The sequence below is a fragment of the Fusibacter sp. JL298sf-3 genome, assembly GCF_053842995.1.
Genome location: NZ_CM132608.1, coordinates 357,927 through 374,625, shown reverse-complemented (window position 1 = coordinate 374,625; position 16,699 = coordinate 357,927). Strand labels below are relative to the sequence as shown.

Annotated in this window: 19 protein-coding genes and 1 other annotated feature; of the genes, 15 read left to right on the top strand and 4 right to left on the bottom strand. The window is 41.3% G+C overall.

Annotated elements, in window-relative coordinates:
- The first annotated feature begins 50 nt into the window (after nucleotides 1–50).
- The 11 genes from ACR6HW_RS01830 (at nucleotide 51) to ACR6HW_RS01780 (ending at nucleotide 9,584) form a co-directional block, all read left to right on the top strand.
- Nucleotides 51–605 carry an RNA polymerase sigma factor gene (locus ACR6HW_RS01830; protein WP_455729467.1) on the top strand — a complete coding sequence of 185 codons (555 nt, stop codon included), beginning with the start codon at nucleotides 51–53 and terminating at the stop codon, nucleotides 603–605.
- A complete protein-coding gene (locus tag ACR6HW_RS01825; RefSeq protein ID WP_455729466.1) occupies nucleotides 586–1,284 on the top strand; it encodes a DUF4367 domain-containing protein in 699 nt (232 codons plus the stop codon). The genes ACR6HW_RS01830 and ACR6HW_RS01825 overlap by 20 nt, the downstream gene beginning before the upstream one ends.
- Nucleotides 1,285–1,334: 50 nt before the next feature.
- Complete coding sequence (locus ACR6HW_RS01820) at nucleotides 1,335–1,769, top strand: hypothetical protein (protein ID WP_455729465.1); 435 nt, start codon at nucleotides 1,335–1,337, stop codon at nucleotides 1,767–1,769.
- Nucleotides 1,770–1,963: 194 nt separating this feature from the next.
- Nucleotides 1,964–2,467 carry an isopentenyl-diphosphate Delta-isomerase gene (idi, locus tag ACR6HW_RS01815; RefSeq protein WP_455729464.1) on the top strand — a complete coding sequence of 168 codons (504 nt, stop codon included), beginning with the start codon at nucleotides 1,964–1,966 and terminating at the stop codon, nucleotides 2,465–2,467.
- A 62-nt stretch (nucleotides 2,468–2,529) separates the two neighbouring features.
- A complete protein-coding gene (gene yfcE / locus ACR6HW_RS01810; RefSeq protein ID WP_455729463.1) occupies nucleotides 2,530–3,075 on the top strand; it encodes a phosphodiesterase in 546 nt (181 codons plus the stop codon).
- A 143-nt stretch (nucleotides 3,076–3,218) separates the two neighbouring features.
- On the top strand, nucleotides 3,219–5,321 hold the full coding sequence (locus ACR6HW_RS01805; RefSeq protein WP_455729462.1) for a methyl-accepting chemotaxis protein: 2,103 nt from the start codon (nucleotides 3,219–3,221) through the stop codon (nucleotides 5,319–5,321).
- 37 nt (nucleotides 5,322–5,358) lie between these two features.
- Nucleotides 5,359–5,608: a binding site (T-box leader), on the top strand.
- A gap of 192 nt (nucleotides 5,609–5,800) precedes the next feature.
- Nucleotides 5,801–6,778 carry an aspartate--ammonia ligase gene (asnA, locus tag ACR6HW_RS01800; RefSeq protein WP_455729461.1) on the top strand — a complete coding sequence of 326 codons (978 nt, stop codon included), beginning with the start codon at nucleotides 5,801–5,803 and terminating at the stop codon, nucleotides 6,776–6,778.
- Nucleotides 6,779–6,820: 42 nt separating this feature from the next.
- Complete coding sequence (locus tag ACR6HW_RS01795) at nucleotides 6,821–7,246, top strand: zinc ribbon domain-containing protein (protein WP_455729460.1); 426 nt, start codon at nucleotides 6,821–6,823, stop codon at nucleotides 7,244–7,246.
- A gap of 11 nt (nucleotides 7,247–7,257) precedes the next feature.
- The gene (gene ybaK, locus ACR6HW_RS01790; protein WP_455729459.1) at nucleotides 7,258–7,731 is read left to right on the top strand and encodes a Cys-tRNA(Pro) deacylase; all 474 of its coding nucleotides are present in this window, start codon (nucleotides 7,258–7,260) and stop codon (nucleotides 7,729–7,731) included.
- A 558-nt stretch (nucleotides 7,732–8,289) separates the two neighbouring features.
- Nucleotides 8,290–8,745 (top strand): MarR family winged helix-turn-helix transcriptional regulator, encoded by a 456-nt coding sequence (locus ACR6HW_RS01785; protein ID WP_455729458.1) that lies wholly within the window; start codon nucleotides 8,290–8,292, stop codon nucleotides 8,743–8,745.
- Complete coding sequence (locus ACR6HW_RS01780; protein ID WP_455729457.1) at nucleotides 8,742–9,584, top strand: DUF6544 family protein; 843 nt, start codon at nucleotides 8,742–8,744, stop codon at nucleotides 9,582–9,584. Before ACR6HW_RS01785 ends, ACR6HW_RS01780 begins: the two co-directional genes overlap by 4 nt.
- Before the next feature lie 204 nt (nucleotides 9,585–9,788).
- Here the strand turns inward: ACR6HW_RS01780 and ACR6HW_RS01775 are convergent, their stop codons facing one another.
- A complete protein-coding gene (locus tag ACR6HW_RS01775) occupies nucleotides 9,789–10,358 on the bottom strand; it encodes a hypothetical protein (RefSeq protein ID WP_455729456.1) in 570 nt (189 codons plus the stop codon).
- Nucleotides 10,359–10,616: 258 nt separating this feature from the next.
- Nucleotides 10,617–11,426, bottom strand: coding sequence for an alpha/beta hydrolase (locus ACR6HW_RS01770; RefSeq protein ID WP_455729455.1), 810 nt, complete (start codon nucleotides 11,424–11,426; stop codon nucleotides 10,617–10,619).
- A 175-nt stretch (nucleotides 11,427–11,601) separates the two neighbouring features.
- On the opposite strand from ACR6HW_RS01770, the gene ACR6HW_RS01765 reads away from it, so the two are divergent.
- Both ACR6HW_RS01765 and ACR6HW_RS01760 read left to right on the top strand, forming a co-directional pair.
- Entirely contained in the window at nucleotides 11,602–12,618 is a 1,017-nt protein-coding gene (locus ACR6HW_RS01765; RefSeq protein ID WP_455729454.1) for a helix-turn-helix domain-containing protein, read from the top strand.
- A 92-nt stretch (nucleotides 12,619–12,710) separates the two neighbouring features.
- On the top strand, nucleotides 12,711–12,977 hold the full coding sequence (locus ACR6HW_RS01760) for a DUF1871 family protein (RefSeq protein WP_455729453.1): 267 nt from the start codon (nucleotides 12,711–12,713) through the stop codon (nucleotides 12,975–12,977).
- Between the two features lie 61 nt (nucleotides 12,978–13,038).
- Here the strand turns inward: ACR6HW_RS01760 and ACR6HW_RS01755 are convergent, their stop codons facing one another.
- A complete protein-coding gene (locus tag ACR6HW_RS01755; protein ID WP_455729452.1) occupies nucleotides 13,039–13,446 on the bottom strand; it encodes a helix-turn-helix domain-containing protein in 408 nt (135 codons plus the stop codon).
- Between the two features lie 659 nt (nucleotides 13,447–14,105).
- On the opposite strand from ACR6HW_RS01755, the gene eutJ reads away from it, so the two are divergent.
- Nucleotides 14,106–14,951, top strand: a complete 846-nt coding sequence (gene eutJ / locus ACR6HW_RS01750; protein WP_455729451.1) for an ethanolamine utilization protein EutJ — start codon at nucleotides 14,106–14,108, stop codon at nucleotides 14,949–14,951.
- Nucleotides 14,952–14,960: 9 nt separating this feature from the next.
- A complete protein-coding gene (locus ACR6HW_RS01745; protein WP_455729450.1) occupies nucleotides 14,961–15,257 on the top strand; it encodes a BMC domain-containing protein in 297 nt (98 codons plus the stop codon).
- A gap of 214 nt (nucleotides 15,258–15,471) precedes the next feature.
- On the opposite strand, the gene ACR6HW_RS01740 is transcribed toward ACR6HW_RS01745, so the two are convergent.
- A complete protein-coding gene (locus tag ACR6HW_RS01740) occupies nucleotides 15,472–16,596 on the bottom strand; it encodes a helix-turn-helix domain-containing protein (RefSeq protein WP_455729449.1) in 1,125 nt (374 codons plus the stop codon).
- Nucleotides 16,597–16,699: the final 103 nt, after the last annotated feature.

Below are 16,699 nucleotides of genomic sequence, written 5' to 3'. Positions count from 1 at the left end.
GACGAAAATGTGAAAAGTATGGTAAAATAGGCAACGAGGAGGAAGTGCTCATGTTGCCTTTTTTACTTATTATAGAAGATGATGCGGAAAGAGATATTTTAGAGCGTGTGTACCGAACGCATCATAAGATGCTTTACTTGACAGCGTATACAATTTTAAAGGATTATCACGAAGCAGAAGACGTTGTTCAGAACGTTATTTTGCGCCTTTCAAAAAATATTGAAAAAATTTCGGACGTAAACTGTAAGAAAACAGTGTCCTACCTCGTTATTATAACAAGGAACCTTTGCTACGACATCTGCAGGAAAAATAAAAAGCTTCAGTTTATCGAAGAAGAAGGTGCTCGAGAACAGGGGGAAACGCTTGTTGAAGAGGTGATGATTGAAATGGAAAACGCCAGAGAAATGGCGGAAAAACTCAATCGTTTACACCCACCCTATGCCGATGTGCTGACTTTGCGCTACTATCACGACCTGTCTATTCCAGAAATAGCAAAGTGTCTAGACCTTACCGAAAACAATATCAGTGTAAGGCTCGGTCGCGCGTGTGAGGCGCTCAAGAAATTAATAGAAGGTGAGATAAGTGATGAGAAGATTGAAAAATAAGCAAAGAGAAAAACAGAACGAGGCGGTTTGGCGCTGTATTGGCGAGGCGCATGCCGACGCCTTGGTCGAAGAGGCTCTAAAGTTACAGGCACAAGAGGGTGATGTGCTGTACCCAGAGAGACTCAACAGATGGTTTGAAACGTTTCAGAAAAGGAAAAAATATTCGAGGAAGGGGTATTATTATTTAAAGAAAGTTGCAATGGTTTTTATGACCTTAAGTGTCGTGGCCACTTCTCTTTCCATTGCATCGGAATCTTTTAGAGAGAAACTCTTTAATTTGTTTATATCGGAGTACGACACACATGCCGAGGGCAGAATTATTGGAGATGCTGTAGAGGGGCGCGTCGTCATGACAGAACCGGTGTCCTTTGACCTTTCTTATCTGCCGGAGGGGTACCGAGAAACCGATGCCTTTGATGTGGAAGACATGCATTACCTCGTCTTTGAAAATAGCGACAAGGATCAAATAAAGTTCATGTACAAGACGTTGCCGCTCCACTTTACCGTAGATGCAGAGGATACTGAAATCCTTACTATTGACATAAAGGGGAATGAGGGCATCGCAGTGGAAAAAGAAGATTATACCATTGTTATCTGGTTTGACGAACAATTTGCTTATCAGTTGTCTACAAAGTTGCCACTTCAAGAAAGCCTCAAAATTGCCAGAGGCGTGTACTAAAGAGTGATTGGGTTATAACCACGTCGTCAAAGACAAAAGGAGATGTATAAATGAGAAAAATAAAATTAGTAGCAGCACTCGCATTGATGGTTTGTATGATGCCGACTTTTGCAGAAGGCGTACCCTACCAAGAAACCGAGCCGTCTTTTCCCTTTGATGTTATTCGACCGAGGTTCTCGAATATCATCGTCTTCAACAATGATTTTTACATCAATTCTAGTGGAGAAGCCGTTATGTCGAGTACCTTAGACGCACATGGTGTGGAGGAAGGGAAAATTACAGTATACCTCCAGCGGTATCAAAATGGCTCGTGGGTAAATGTCAAGACGTTCAGCAGCCGCAAAAGTGGCGGGTTTGTGACATTATCTGAAAGCTACAGTGTTTCTCGCGGCTACAGCTATCGAATGAAGAGCTATGGCAATGTGTACAAGAATGGAAGCGTCGTCGAAGGGACGTCTTTTGTCAGTACTTCTGAAGTGTATTAATGATTAAAGGAGGCGCATTTTGAACTTTATCCGAAGACCTAAATTGCTTAAAAACATCGTTATTGCCATTGCCGTAACAGTGTTTATGCTATTGGCAGTTGCAGTCAAGTGTGAAAGTGTAACTTATTACTAACCGTAGACAAGAGTCTGTTTTAAATGTTAAAATAGCGTATGGGATACGGAAAGGACATGTTATGGAAAGAATTGCACTTGTAGATGAAAACGACATCATTGTAGGGTATGAAGAAAAAATGCGTGTACATGAAGAGGGGCTTTTGCATCGCGCCTTTTCAATCGTCCTTTACAACAGTTGCGGAGAGATGCTGATTCAGCAGAGAGCACATACGAAGTACCATTCTCCCAGTCTGTGGACCAATGCCTGTTGTAGCCATCAGCGAGAGAGCGATGCGTCGCTTATCGCCGCGGCGGAAAGGCGTCTTTACGAAGAACTGGGGATTGAGAACGTCTTGCTAAAACCCCTAGACAAAATTACTTATAAAGCGTCTTTTGATAATGGATTGACGGAATACGAAGTCGATACTGTGTTTACAGGTGTTTATGATGGCGTGTTGCCGTTTAATCCAGAAGAAATCGATGCGGTTTTATGGATTGCGCCGAAGGCTTTAAAGAAATGGCGTACTGAGAAACCGGAAGTTTTTACGGTTTGGTTTAAAATACTACTTGACGACGTGTTATAAACTATAGGGCAGCTCGATACCGGGCTGCCTTTTTATGCGTACGATGAAAGAAAGAGGCAATTATGAAATGGTTTGTTTTATCAGATATACACGGTTCACTTTACTATCTTGAAAAGGCGCTTGAGCGCTTCCATGAGGAGCAATGCGATAGGATAATGGTACTGGGCGATTGCCTCTACCATGGGCCTCGCAACCCACTCCCCAAAGACTATAATCCCAAGCGTGTCGCAGAGCGTCTGAATGCCTATAAGGATCGCATTGTTGCTGTGCGGGGAAACTGCGACAGTGAAGTTGACCAAATGGTGTTGGACTTTGAGATAATGGGCGACTACCATATCCTCGTTTTCAGTTCTAGGAAAGTCTTTTTCACCCATGGTCATTTGTATCACCGAGACCACATGCCACGGCTCTCGGCAGGCGATCTCTTTGTCCATGGGCATTACCATGTGCCAATGACTGAGACGGTTGACGACATCTATTATCTAAATCCAGGTTCCGTATCCCTTCCTAAAAACGGTACGGCACACAGCTATGCTCTACTGGACAACGAGGAATTTGTCGTCAAAGGCTTAGACGGAACAGTCGTACAGCGCATTGCCTTTGATTAGTGCCTTTTGTTGTGTGATGTCTTTTATAAAAAACTGTTTTGTATACGAGTTAACAATATAATATATTCTCACTTAAAAATGTTGTGTTGTCTTTGAATCGGGGTAGGAAAGAAGCAACATTTAGAAAGAAGAGAGGGTGAATTATGAAATCGTTAAAGTCAAAGGTGTTAACGGCTTTGCTCGGGGGCATTGGGGTTATTTTCATCGTGGTCATCGGCATTCTCACACTAAATACATTTAGTTTGTTCTCCAATCAAGTGGCATTAAATGCCGTAAGCGAGTCTCATCGGTATGGTGAAGAAGTAAAAAATGAAGTTGAAGCGGTCAACCTGAGTATGCGTACAGTGGCTAGGGGCATTGAAGGCGGTGTGGCAACGGGTGAACTCGATGCGTCGCTGGTTAACGCCACCTTAAAAAGCGTTTTATCTGATAATGAAAATATGTTAGGTGCCTGGGTGGTTATCGACCCGAATCAGCTCAATGCACAAAGTGACAAGCGCCTAAGTGGGGGTGCGCTAGACGAAGATGGTACTTTCATTCCCTATTGGTACCGGAGCGGCGACGACATACTGTTGGATGTTTTAGTGGACTACAATGTGGCCGGTGTGGGCGATTGGAACCTGGTTGCCAGAGAGACCAATCGAGAGACCATTATGGATCCGTTCTACTACGAAATTGAAGGCGAGCAGGTCTTGATGACGACTTTGGCTGTGCCAATTGTTGTTGACGGTAAGAATATAGGCGTTGTTGGGGCTGATATTTCTTTGGAATCGCTGCAAACGATTACGGCTCAAATTCAGCTCTATGACAGTGGCTATGGTGCACTTATCTCCAACAGCGGACAGGTTGTCGCACATCGAGACGGCACCCGAGTCGGTCAACCGATTGAAAATTATGTAAATCACGAAGGGTTAATTGCCGAAATTCAAGCCGGGGAGACGTTGACGTATCGCCAAGAAGATTTAGACGGCGAGATGAATGTGTACACACACACGCCAATACAAATTGGTAGAACGACAACGCCTTGGTCTTTCGTCACAGTGGTAAAAGAAAAAGAAGTAATGAAAGATGTCAATTTTATTCGTAATGTTGCAATTTTGGTTTCATTGGCTGGGATGGCTGTACTGGCCGGTATTATTGTTTACATTGTCAACAGCGTCACCAAGCCTATTTCCGCTGTCTCTGAAATGATTGAACGCTTTGCGGGATACGATTTTAAAGCGGTAGAAAACACTCAAATTGAAAAGAGCTTAAAGCGAAACGATGAAATCGGTATTATGGTGCGCGCTGTAGGTAAGATGCGTGAGAACATCATTATTCTGGCTTCTGAGATTGAAGACAACGCGCGACAAGTGGCCGCTTCATCTGAAGAGATGATGGCAACCACTCAACAAGTGTTGCGTTCCAGTACGGAAGTAAACAAGACGATAGAAGAGATTGCTAATGGGGCGACTGATCAGGCAAAAGATACTGAAAACGGTGTTCAATCACTAGATAAGCTCAGTGACTTGATTGAAAATGAGTACACCTTAATCGAAGTGCTCAATACCTTGACGGAGAAAGTTGAAACCCTTAAAGTGGAAGGCTTTAATATACTGGATCAATTGACAGAGGACACGGTGGCTTCTTCTGAATCCACCGACGAAATTAAGGCCATTATTATCAATACCAAGGCGCATGTTGTGACCATTGAAAAAGCAAGTGATATGATTAGCGCCATTGCCAGTCAAACCAATTTATTGGCCCTTAACGCGGCAATTGAAGCCGCCAGAGCAGGCGAGTTCGGCAAGGGCTTTGCAGTTGTCGCCGATGAAATACGAAAACTCGCTGAAGAATCGAATCGCTTTGCTGAAGAAATCTCTAAAGTTATCGCACAGCTCACAGGGGAAACAGATTTAGCAGTCAGCAGCATGGGCGAGGTAAGTGAAATCGTACACCATCAAGCGCGCAGTGTCAGCGATACCAACGACAAGTTTAAGGGCATCTCCGACGCCATCGTCAATATGAAGTCGGGACTCGACGATATTAACAGCGCCGGTACAGTGATGCGCGATAAGAAAAATGCGCTTATGGGCATTATGGAAAATATGGCGGCGGTGTCAGAAGAAAATGCGGCGAGTACAGAAGAGGCTTCTGCTGTATTAACCAGTCAGGTCAATTCATTTGACGAAATTGCCGAAGCTAGCGATGCTTTGGCGGTTCTCGCTGAAAAAATGCATCAAAATGTATCCAAGTTTAAATATTAGTTGACAAATGTCTAAAACCTCATTATACTGATAAGAATTAAAGGCGTTGATGAGAAGAGTACGTTTTGACAAACTGTTTCTAGCGAGCTGATGGCGGTGGGAGATCAGCAACACGGTTAAATCGGAAGAACCTCTCTGAGCTGCCAACCGAAAGCGTTAGCAAGTAGGCTTGGACGGAACTTCACCGTTATGAGAAGAACAGTATCGATACACAATCCGTACTGATTAAGAGACTGCGCTTTGTGCAGTAAATGGGGTGGCACCGCGAATAACCTTTCGTCCCCGGTTCTTTTGAACCGGGACGAGAGGTTTTTTTATTTGGACAGAGAACGTTTCACCTATTTGTTAAGCGGGTAAAAGACTTTTTAAAGGTATTGGTAGCCACTCTGAGCACAGGCACGGCCTTAATCGCCAACTTGCATTTCGACGCCTTGATCACGTGTCGGATTGTAATCACTTTATTTTGTAAGGAGGCGCATATGAAAATCCCCAAGACGTATCAACCCCTATTGGACATTAGACATACTGAAAAAGCTATAAAATTGGTAAAAGACCATTTTGAAAAACAATTGGCTGAGACCCTAGAACTCACACGTGTGTCGGCACCGCTATTCGTCAGACCTGAATCCGGTTTAAATGATGATTTAAACGGCGTGGAGCGCGCGGTAAGCTTCGATATACCGCATCTCGGTACAGAAGTGCAGATTGTACAGTCTCTCGCCAAGTGGAAGCGTTTGGCGCTTAAGCGTTACGGCTTTCAACCGGGCGAAGGCTTGTACACGGATATGAACGCCATTCGCCGGGACGAAACACTCGACGCACTGCATTCCGTTTACGTCGACCAGTGGGATTGGGAAAAGACCATCCATGAAGGCGACCGAACAGAAGCGACTCTCAAGGCAACTGTCGAGGCGATATACGGCGTCATTAAACAGACCGAGAAAGCCATCTCGTGGGTATACGGTGATTTAAAACCGACTTTGCCTGAATCCATTGCCTTTATTGATTCAGAAGAACTGTATAGACAGTACCCGGACGAGACGCCAAAGATGCGCGAGTACCTCGCAGCAAAGGCTTTCGGCGCGGTGTTTATAATGCGTATTGGCGACCTCTTGTCCTGTGGAGAGCGACATGACAGCAGAGCGCCCGACTACGACGATTGGTCTTTAAACGGCGATATCATCGTCTACAGCGACATCATCGACCAAGCAATAGAGCTGTCTTCAATGGGGATTCGCGTCGATGCCCAAACTTTACTTGAGCAACTTAAAAAAACAGGTGAAAGTCATAAACTGGAGAGACCTTACCATAAGATGCTTGCAGCTGGTGAACTGCCGTTCACTATCGGCGGCGGTATCGGACAATCCAGATTGTGTATGTTCTTTTTAAGAAAGGCGCACATTGGAGAAGTACAAGCGAGTCTGTGGGACGAGGACTGGGATTTGCCTTTGCTCTAATCTGTAAATATGATAAAATACAGTTAAAAAAGGAGGCGTCCAATGGCCAAAAAACAAATTTCAGAAAGCAGAAAAGCACTTTATTATACGGGTATGGGGCTTTCCATACTCGGCGTCTTGATATTTCTTTCCAATTTTTTCACTTTTATGAGCAGTACTATTAATCCCGAGAGCTTTATGTTACGACCGGTAATAGGTATCGTGCTCATATGGATTGGATCCTTTCTAATGAGACTGGGTGCCAGAGGTGTAGCGGGGTCAGGTGTGGTTTTAGATCCTGAAAAAGCGCGTGAAGATTTGTCACCGTGGTCGTCTATGGCCGGCGGCGTGTTACAAGACGCCTTAGATGAGACGGAAATCGGCCGCCCATCTGCCGGCGGAACGGTGGTCAAAGTGAGATGTCCCAATTGTAAAGAATTAAACGATGAAGATGCGCGCTTTTGTAAAAGTTGCGGCGATAGAATTTGATAGGTGTTTGTATGTCGACTAAAACCAATGCACTTAGGCGGTGTGATGCGGCAAATGTGCCCTACACGATTTCAGAATACGAGGTTAAAGAAGGTTTTTCAGATGGCGTTCACGTCGCAGATCTCCTCGGCTTTTCTTACGATGCGATTTTTAAGACGCTGGTAGCCGAGGGCAAGTCTCATGCGCTGTATGTTTTTGTAATCCCCGTGGACAAGACCTTGAACTTAAAAAAAGCGGCAAAAGTCACTGGCGAAAAATCGGTGGCGATGCTACCGTTAACACAATTGACAAAGGCCACCGGCTATGTCAAAGGCGGGTGCTCTCCAATCGGCATGAAAAAAGCGTATCCGACGTTTTTTGACCGGCAGTTTAGCGCTCTCGATGCCATAACATTTAATGCGGGAAAGGTGGGCATGCAGGTTACCCTTCAAACCGACGACGTAGAGAAAGTTGTGTCTTTTCAAGTGGCTGATTTGACCGACTAGTTATTTATCAGAGTTTAACAGCATAAGACTGCTTGCGTATGATGCGCTTGTGGTCTTTTTTTTATCAAAGACAAAATGAAGCAACGTTATTTAGCACTTATATGAGTTCTTAACGAGAAGGCGTTTGCAACATAAACCGGGGTGTCTACACCTACGCCTATGACGCTACGAATAGACCTGCTCAAGTGACATTTAACCGCGTCAGCGGTGCTGACCAAGCCTGAGAGATCGCTAAACGAGAATTGACGACAGGTGAGACAGATGCGGGAAAAGCCTGAACGACGTCGTTGAAAACTGTGGATGGGATTCTTTGAGCGGTTGACATAATGCATAATATATTATATATTTATGTTAATTCGGACATGCAATTGACTTAAACTTTAGTGCTGTTGTTTGTGAAAAAAAAACATCGTAAATGAATAGACTCAAATGACTTTTAGAACAAATGCATTTATCCTTGTTCAAAATCATCTAAATTGATGTATAGGTCTTCTAAAAGCAACAGCAAATAGATTGAGCGACGTCCCACGATTCTAAGTTATAAATGAGAGGTAGTTTATGAAACGAAACGACTACGAAAAAAAAATATTCGGTAATTTTTTTAAAACATCCAACAGTTTACAACTGTATTTGGATCATTTGTTGAGTTCAGATGGTTTAACTGCAAAGCAAATGTTTTTAATGATTGTGATAGACACTTTTGGGGAAAAAGGGCCTACCCTCAAAGAGGCTGCAGAAAAGAGTGGCACCTCTTATCAAAATGTGAAACAGTTGGCCCTAAAACTTGAACAAAACGGATTTCTTTGCATTCGAACCGATGAAACTGATAAAAGAAGAAAATTGTTACTGCTCTCAGAAAAAGCTAAGAATTACTGGCTACGACGCGAACTTGCTGACCGACAAGAAATGAGTGGTCTTTTTAAGGGGTTTAGCATTGAAGAACTCAACTTGTTTTTAAAATTTATTAAAAAACTACATTTTAATTTAACGGGTATACAGGAGGTGTCTAAGTGATTACTTTTGGCCTTGTCATTGTTTTTACTCTAAGCCTATCAATTGTATTAATAAGGGAGCACTTTGGTATGAAAAGACTTTTTAAAACTGAAGCTCAAAAAATGTTTAGTTCAGTTGATAATGTACTCATTACTGAAGAAGATCTTTGTCAACTGCCTGAGCAAGTTCAAAAGTACTTAAAAAAAGTTGGTGTTATAGGCAAACCAAGAGTGAGGACTTTTCACGTGAAGATGACTGGTGAAATACAATTTAAGCAAGATGGCAATTACTACGCCCTAAATGCAGAGCAGTATACCTCAGTAGAGTCAGGCGTCCGATTGTTCTATATGACGATGACGTACAACGGACTTCCAATTAACGGATTTCATCACTATAGTTCAAGTGATGCTGTAATGCAAATTAAAATTTTAGATTTAATTAAGATTGTAGCTTATTCTGGATGTCAACTACAACGAGCCGAAACGGTTACTTATTTTAATGATCTCTGCATTATGGCACCGGCGGCTTTACTGGAAGAAACGATTAGATGGGAGGTAATTGATAAGAGGCGGGTGAAAGGGATTCTTATAAAGCACGGACATGAGGTTGCTGCCGTGTTGCATTTTAATGAAGACTGTATGCTCGTCAACTTTGAATCGGAAGATAGAATAGATGTCCACGCAGACTCTATTCAAAATAGTACTTTATGGTCAACCCCCATGACGTCGTTTGATACGATTGGAGAATACTATTTACCTTCTAGAGGAGCCGCTATTTGGCATTACCCTAGTCACGATTTCACATATATTCGATTGAATATAAAAAATGTGATGGTGAACAGGTGTTCTATGCACCCATGATAAAGGTTGCTTGATTGACGCCTTACTGTAACTCGTTTAGACGCTAAATGAGGGGTAACAGGAGCGTTTAAAATAACGACGACAATTTAACTCTGCATAAAAAAGCGCAAACAGCAATCGTACTATGCTTTGAGGTTTGCGCTTTCTTGTGGAGATTGTCACTGGTTGTAATCCAAACACATGCGCCTGTTAGTTTCGACTTTTTTAAAAGGCGTATTTGAAAAACTGACTGACAAAATCTTTCATAGGATTTTCCTCATTTTCATCAGCAATACTGTCTAGATCTGGGTCATAAAAGTAGAGATAGGCAATGCTTTTCTTGTCATCGGATGTACCTATGATTCCAAAAGATTTTGGGTAATCAGTCACAGCACTTTTGTCTTCGTCTACAACGTTAAACACATAGGTATTTATTGAAAATTGATTTTCTGGGATGACATATTTGGTTGCATCAAAGTTTGATTTGACAACATGATCTAAAAATAGGTATTCTTTAGCGAGTTTTTCTTTTTCCTGCAAATAAGTTTCGTCGTCATATTGAACAACCAGTACAAAAGAGTTGGACTCAAATATAAGACTTGATTTACGCGTGTGCAGATATTCGAGGGTGTTGTAGTCTTCTAAATTTTCTAGAATGGGCATAACGCTTTTGGAATGACTGTCGATTTCTGTACCCGTTTGGAGGTAATCTTCAATATTGGAATTTGTCTTCGTACAGCCCGTTACACTCATAATGAGTATTACGCCTATGATTATTAATAGCCCTTTTTTCATTTGATCTCCTTCCTATACATGCTAGTAGTTTAGTATGATGTGATAAATGGTGGATCGCTTAATTATAGTCGATAACTTAGTGTAGCTTAATCGGGCATAAAAATCAAATGTTCCACACTAAAGTAAAGTTAATGGTGGATACGACTGAACTGATTGCAAAATTCATTTAATAAATCTCCTAAAAAAAGTCCCCCAAAAACGATGTTGAGCTTTGGGGGACTGAAAGTCACTTTTGGCTTTTTACACCGGTTTTCCTCATCATTTATAATTTGAACTCAGTATGCTTTCAAACGCCTTATCAGCACAAGACATATGGGCATCTTGATCGTTCGCATCAATCTGAACATCTACAAACGTTGCACGATTAAACATAGGGGGCATTTTTAAGACCGCTTCATAAGGGACCATAGCGTCATTAGATGCATGATAATAGGTGATTTCTTGTTTGATTTCATGAAATGGAATATTCCAAGGTGTTATTTGTAAGACACTCTCTAGCGCCATACCAAAGCACTTTTGATTTAAAGTCTCGTTTAAAACAGTCATCGATAGTTCATCCCCTTCTGCAATGGCCTTATAGCGATCCATGAAGTTCATGTAATATTCTTGAACAGCATCAAAGGGCATCGTAAGGAAATTTTTATAAGCGGTCTCCCCTTCATCACCATATAATTTTAAAACATCATCTTTGTATACAGCTGGAACGCCACTAAGCACATAGACCTTTCTTATAATATCTGGAACGGCGTATGCAAGAGCATAAGCATAAGGTGCTCCAGCGGAAATACCGATTACATCGGCTTCTTGAACACCTAATTTTTCAACCAGCTCCTTAAAAATAATAACCCAATCTTTCACTTCACTTAACATATTTTGCGAAGACAGCCCATAACCGATTCTTTCTAGTGCGATTAGTCGAACGTTACTTTCACTAATTTTTCGCTGCCATTCGTCAGTGATTAGAGAACTGCCAATCAAACCGTGGAGCAAAAAAACAACATTTTGTCCTTCTCCATAGACACTGTACCCAATTTTTATAGAATTGCTTAATTCTTTAACTTTACGCATTTTATTCTCTCCTTTTTCAATAGACTTTTAATCCTTTTGATAGTATCAGCAACAGTTAGCTATAACTAAGCTTAGCAAGCAATTGCTCTTGAGTCAAAGCTGTGAAATTGGTATAATAGATACTAAATTTACATTATTAACAGAAAATAATGCAGAATAGTCTATATTTATCTTGATGGTAGAAAATTTTTTGTGTTTTGATTTGATACTAAAAGATACTCGAAAGGAAAAAAACATGAAAATATTCGACTCTTATCAAAGTATGATAGCGCAATTGGAGGCATGTGGTTATCAAAAAACGGTTACCTCAAAAGGTTACAGATACGACCTCAAGCCAGGGGTGGGTAAAGGAACCTTTGAGTGTTGGGGAGACAACATAACCTACGCCTTTAACGACTTAAATGTTTGCTATGATAAGACACACACTGTTTTAACATACAGCGATACGCTAAGTGTTCAAATGACATTTGTAGAAGAAAACAACATCCAGTACTATCAAGAAGACAACACTGTTGAACAAACAAATTACGGAACGTTTTTTTATGTCAATAATATAAATATCCCATGGTATAAGACCTATTTTCAAGGTGAGCAAATTAGAGCCCTTACGATTGTGATTTCAAATGAATTTTTAATGAATCATGGCATTAGTCTTAGCGAAGAAGAATGGGACGAACTAGCAAGGACAATTAACCTCAGACCGATTTCTATTCCCAGTATTGCGACTATTCTTAGGCAAGTTAGATACACAAACATCAGTGACCCTTTGTTTCGTAAATACATTGAGACCAAGCTTTTAGAAGCCTTTTTAATTCTTTGGGACTACAGCCAAAAAGAGTTGCGCTTAAGTAAAATGAATACCAAAACATATGTTGCCGTAAGACAGGCTTTAACAATTTTAACGAAAAATTTCATCGACCCTCCCATTATTACCGATTTGGCAGCGGCCGTAAATATTAACAAAAACACTTTACAGAAATCTTTTAATGAGGTGGTGGGGATGAGCATTCACAAATATGTTAGAACACTAAGGTTGCAGAAATCTCTTGAACTCCTTACTGAAGACAGTATGACCATTGAAAACATAGCAAAGGCTGTGGGATACAACAGTAAAATTCATTTCTACAAGGCCTTTAAGCAAGTTTTTGCGATGAAGCCTACAGAAATGAGACGTTTATTACACGGTGGGTAGCATGAACGATGAGAAAGTTTAATAGCGATTAAAGGTGACAGTTGTTAGAGTGAAACGCAATGAACACTGCCCACAAGAAAGCGAGTTTTTATATGATACAGACACAAATTGACAAATGGGATCCAATTGACATGTTCCCACATGCGCCGGCAGACGAGTACGAGAACGAAGTGGCTCTGTTAAAAGAATTTATTAGAGCCAATAAGGTGACACGTGATACTTTAGCAGAAGAAATTCATAGGGTTTTTACGAACCAATTCGGTAAAGAGGTCTTCAAATGCAACAAAGCTGAATGCAATGCTGTTGCAGAAAAAATAATCGAACAGCTTGCAACACAAAATATACAAATCGTGCGATAAACACAACATAAAAAACATGGAACAGTCACGCAAAGCCGTTCCATGTTTTTTGTATCTGCCACTAGCCATTTGTCCTTGTAAACATTTTCTTGCGATAAGTATGAGGCGTCATTTTCATCTGTGCTGAAAAGACACGATTAAAATAGGCCGGATCAGCGTAACCGCACTCGGCAGAAATTTTATACGCCGGATACCGCGTCGTCTCAAGTAGTCGGCAAGCGTGTTCAACACGTAATTTGACAATGTATTCGGTAAACGGAAACCCCATTTCTCTTATGAAAAAGTGACTGAAAGACTTTGGGGTCATATAGACCTGTGCCGCCACCTTTTCAAGAGAGAGTTTCTCCTTAAAGTGGCGCTTAATATAGGCAGTACTGATTTTGAGACAATAGTGTTTTTCCTTGTGTATACTCCCTGAAGGGCGCAGTAGGTTTTCCATTGCTTCGTCGACGATAAGGGCAACTGCCATACACAATCCCTCCTTAGATTTCTATTGATGTGATAAAAAGAGTTGTCGCGTTATCTCTATGTAAAAATACAAGTACCAACAGTTTAACATTGAACGATATTCTTTTCTATGACTTTTGGAAATAAAGATGATAAAATGCATACGGGCGCCAAAAAATCGCATGGGTTCAAAAAAACCGGTTGAAATAGGGGGCCACTATAAGTTAAAATTTATTAAGGCTTTGTTTTTTGACGGCGCTTGTGTCGATGTAGAGTCTGCCGACACAAGAACTGTACAGACCATTCGATTGTTCATTCTGCTTACTATTTGAAAGCAAAAGACAAAGTCTGAACACGCACAATAGGGAAGGCGGAGAGGGCTGCTTTGCTAACAGGCGACGCCATTGCGACTCGACTGCGGGGAAGAGTAAACAGTTGGCTTAGGGAACTGACTGTTAAACGCAAGCCTAGTGTCTTGTATCGTTCACAATTAAAAAACTGCTCATCTACTCTACATCATTGCAGCGTTAAAATCTCTCGACAATGTCCTGCATTATCGTCGATAGTTTGCCTTGCACGGATACAGATTATCTGGCATTTTTAATTAAATCTCAACGAGACAATACATTAGAAGTAGTCTCCAATTGACCTATGTGATTTGCACTTTACTTGGAGGTAAAAATGTCAAAGAAAAAACCAAATTACGAAAGCTGTAATCAGTTGATAAATACGTTTGAGTCCGTTGTGGAACAACCTATTTTGGAAAAGTCTGCTGTGTACTATACCGGCGTGGACCTCGGAACTGCTTGTGTGGTATTGGCGGTACTCAATGAAGATTACGAGCCGGTGGCCGGTGCCTACCGATACGCAGATGTCGTGCGAGATGGTATGGTCGTCGACTACATCGGCGCTGTGCGCATTGTCAGGGCGTTAAAAGAAGAGATTGAAGCCAAACTGGGAACCGAACTCACATACGCTGCTGCAGCGATACCCCCTGGGACAGAGAATGTCGATTCCGGCGCAGTTAAAAATGTCGTACAAGCGGCGGGCTTTGAGCTCACTTGTCTTTTAGACGAGCCCACGGCTGCAAACAACGTTTTGAACATTCAAAACGGCGCTGTCGTGGATATCGGTGGCGGTACAACGGGAATTTCAATTTTAAAAGACGGTAAAGTCGTGTACATTGCCGACGAACCCACAGGTGGTACACACTTTTCACTTGTTGTGGCAGGCGCTTACAAGCTGCCGGTAAAGGAAGCCGAAGTGTACAAACGCGACCCGAAACATCACAAAGAGCTGCTGCCTGTCCTCAAACCCGTTGTGGAGAAAGTCGCTTCCATCGTCAATCAGCATATTGTCGGGCATCACGTTGAAGAACTTTTTCTCGTCGGCGGAACTTGTTGTCTAGCAGGTATTGAAGGCATCATCGAAAAGAAAACGGCTATAACGACGCACAAACCCAACAACCCAATGTTTGTTACACCTTTGGGAATTGCTCTAAGCTGTACACAGGATGTTATAGAATAGGAGGGGCACATGGACTTTAAAATAATTAAATCTCCAACGGCGGGCACTTTGGACGTTATCGCAAAGCGCACGGCACCCGGAGCAATGACCTCTGTAGAAAACACAGATGCCATAGGTCTGGTACAAGGTCGCATGATCGATATGATTTGCGCCATAGACATCGCAGAAAAAGCAGTTGGTGTCAAAGTGCTCGACGTCAGAGGAAGCTGTCCGCAAAACATGATTATGATTGCCATATTCGGCGATACATCCTCAGTAGAATCAGCCGTAGAGACCATAAAGAGCGCTCTTAAAAACAACAAATAACCTGAAACACAAATCAAGCGACCGGCTCAAAACACGGTCGCTTTTTAGACAACAAGAAGGATAGATTTACGGACTCTTTTCCAGGCCACTTCGCTTTATTAGCTTCACCTTTTATTGGGATTCACCTCATTTCTAAGATGATTTTAGCAGAGGGGGAGAAGTTTGAGTATGTGCGTTAGAAAGCATGTGCAAATAGCAATGCTTACATTGACTCTTAAACGAGTCTTGAGAAAATTCTACTTGCCTCTTGATGTAATCCAAATTGTGCGCAAGTACTTGCAACTTGTTTTAGCTGTTCTCGTTCTATTAATTCATAACCTTTTCGTTCGATATTTATTACACATTCATGCAATACTTTCATACCGGATTCACTTTGATTTATCTCCATATAAGCCTTCGCTTGTGCTAACAAGCATTCTACTATGCCCTGAGCACTCTCACTTTTCTTGAACAGGAACAATGCCTTTTCTGACAGTGCTATTGCCCCTTTATAGTTCTTCTCGCTATACATGATGTAGCTCAATACAATAAGAGCTTCGGCTTGAGGGCGTTCAATATCCAATGCTTTGTTAATTCTTAAACTGTTAAAAATATTCTTTTTTGCTATTTCATAATGAGCACACTTATAATGACAAAAACCTAATCGAAGATATGCATCAACAATAGTTTCCATGCATTCATGATCCCTTGCGAATGTTACTGCCTCATCATATATGGCTATTGCGCTAGTGTAATCCCCTAAGTTCTGATAGGCAGTGGCCTTATTTAAGTACATGTTTGCCAATAACTTAGAATGGTTCAACTGACGTTTAGCTGCAAACTCTATCACAAAATCATATAATTTAATAACATCAGAATACTGCTTTTTGTCAAAAAGAGAACCCGCGATGAAAGAATATGCCTCTAATCGATGATTGCTATTCCAACTATGTTCTGCTTCTGATATCTTTGTCGCCAAATCGATGCATTCCTCATAATGCCCCATATAATGAAGCGCTTTCACTTGAAACAATTTTATCTTCGATATTGTAGGATTATCAATAGTACCATCAACATCCTTACATATATCTAGAACGTCATCGTATTTCTTACTCGCATATTTATACTCTATCAAAGCTAGCTGATAATCAAGATTTCTTTCAGTACTTACTATCTGCTCTACTTCAATACCAAGTTTATTTGCAATATGTGATAGCAGCTTAAATGATGGATTTACCCTTCCAAGTTCTACCTGACTAATATAACCCTTTGTATACGCCTCTCCAGCTACTTGAGCAAGTGTAAAGCCTTTGCTTTTTCTAAGTTCTCTTATTTTTTCCCCAACAGATGAATTGTTCATTTGGATCCTCCAATTTCCTACCACAAAAATAGCAAAAAATAACCATTGACACAAAAGTATAATTATACTACACTTTTAATGTAAATAAGTCTCTTAATATCAT

Coding starts and splice junctions, on each gene's coding strand:
- yfcE (WP_455729463.1), top strand. CDS start 2,530: ATGAAATGGTTTGTTTTATCAGATATACACGGTTCACTTTACTATCTT.
- ACR6HW_RS01785 (WP_455729458.1), top strand. CDS start 8,290: ATGAAACGAAACGACTACGAAAAAAAAATATTCGGTAATTTTTTTAAA.
- ACR6HW_RS01795 (WP_455729460.1), top strand. CDS start 6,821: ATGGCCAAAAAACAAATTTCAGAAAGCAGAAAAGCACTTTATTATACG.
- ACR6HW_RS01745 (WP_455729450.1), top strand. CDS start 14,961: ATGGACTTTAAAATAATTAAATCTCCAACGGCGGGCACTTTGGACGTT.
- ACR6HW_RS01825 (WP_455729466.1), top strand. CDS start 586: ATGAGAAGATTGAAAAATAAGCAAAGAGAAAAACAGAACGAGGCGGTT.
- ybaK (WP_455729459.1), top strand. CDS start 7,258: ATGTCGACTAAAACCAATGCACTTAGGCGGTGTGATGCGGCAAATGTG.
- asnA (WP_455729461.1), top strand. CDS start 5,801: ATGAAAATCCCCAAGACGTATCAACCCCTATTGGACATTAGACATACT.
- ACR6HW_RS01775 (WP_455729456.1), bottom strand. CDS start 10,358: ATGAAAAAAGGGCTATTAATAATCATAGGCGTAATACTCATTATGAGT.
- ACR6HW_RS01805 (WP_455729462.1), top strand. CDS start 3,219: ATGAAATCGTTAAAGTCAAAGGTGTTAACGGCTTTGCTCGGGGGCATT.
- ACR6HW_RS01820 (WP_455729465.1), top strand. CDS start 1,335: ATGAGAAAAATAAAATTAGTAGCAGCACTCGCATTGATGGTTTGTATG.
- ACR6HW_RS01755 (WP_455729452.1), bottom strand. CDS start 13,446: ATGGCAGTTGCCCTTATCGTCGACGAAGCAATGGAAAACCTACTGCGC.
- ACR6HW_RS01740 (WP_455729449.1), bottom strand. CDS start 16,596: ATGAACAATTCATCTGTTGGGGAAAAAATAAGAGAACTTAGAAAAAGC.
- eutJ (WP_455729451.1), top strand. CDS start 14,106: ATGTCAAAGAAAAAACCAAATTACGAAAGCTGTAATCAGTTGATAAAT.
- ACR6HW_RS01760 (WP_455729453.1), top strand. CDS start 12,711: ATGATACAGACACAAATTGACAAATGGGATCCAATTGACATGTTCCCA.
- ACR6HW_RS01765 (WP_455729454.1), top strand. CDS start 11,602: ATGGTAGAAAATTTTTTGTGTTTTGATTTGATACTAAAAGATACTCGA.
- ACR6HW_RS01830 (WP_455729467.1), top strand. CDS start 51: ATGTTGCCTTTTTTACTTATTATAGAAGATGATGCGGAAAGAGATATT.
- ACR6HW_RS01770 (WP_455729455.1), bottom strand. CDS start 11,426: ATGCGTAAAGTTAAAGAATTAAGCAATTCTATAAAAATTGGGTACAGT.
- idi (WP_455729464.1), top strand. CDS start 1,964: ATGGAAAGAATTGCACTTGTAGATGAAAACGACATCATTGTAGGGTAT.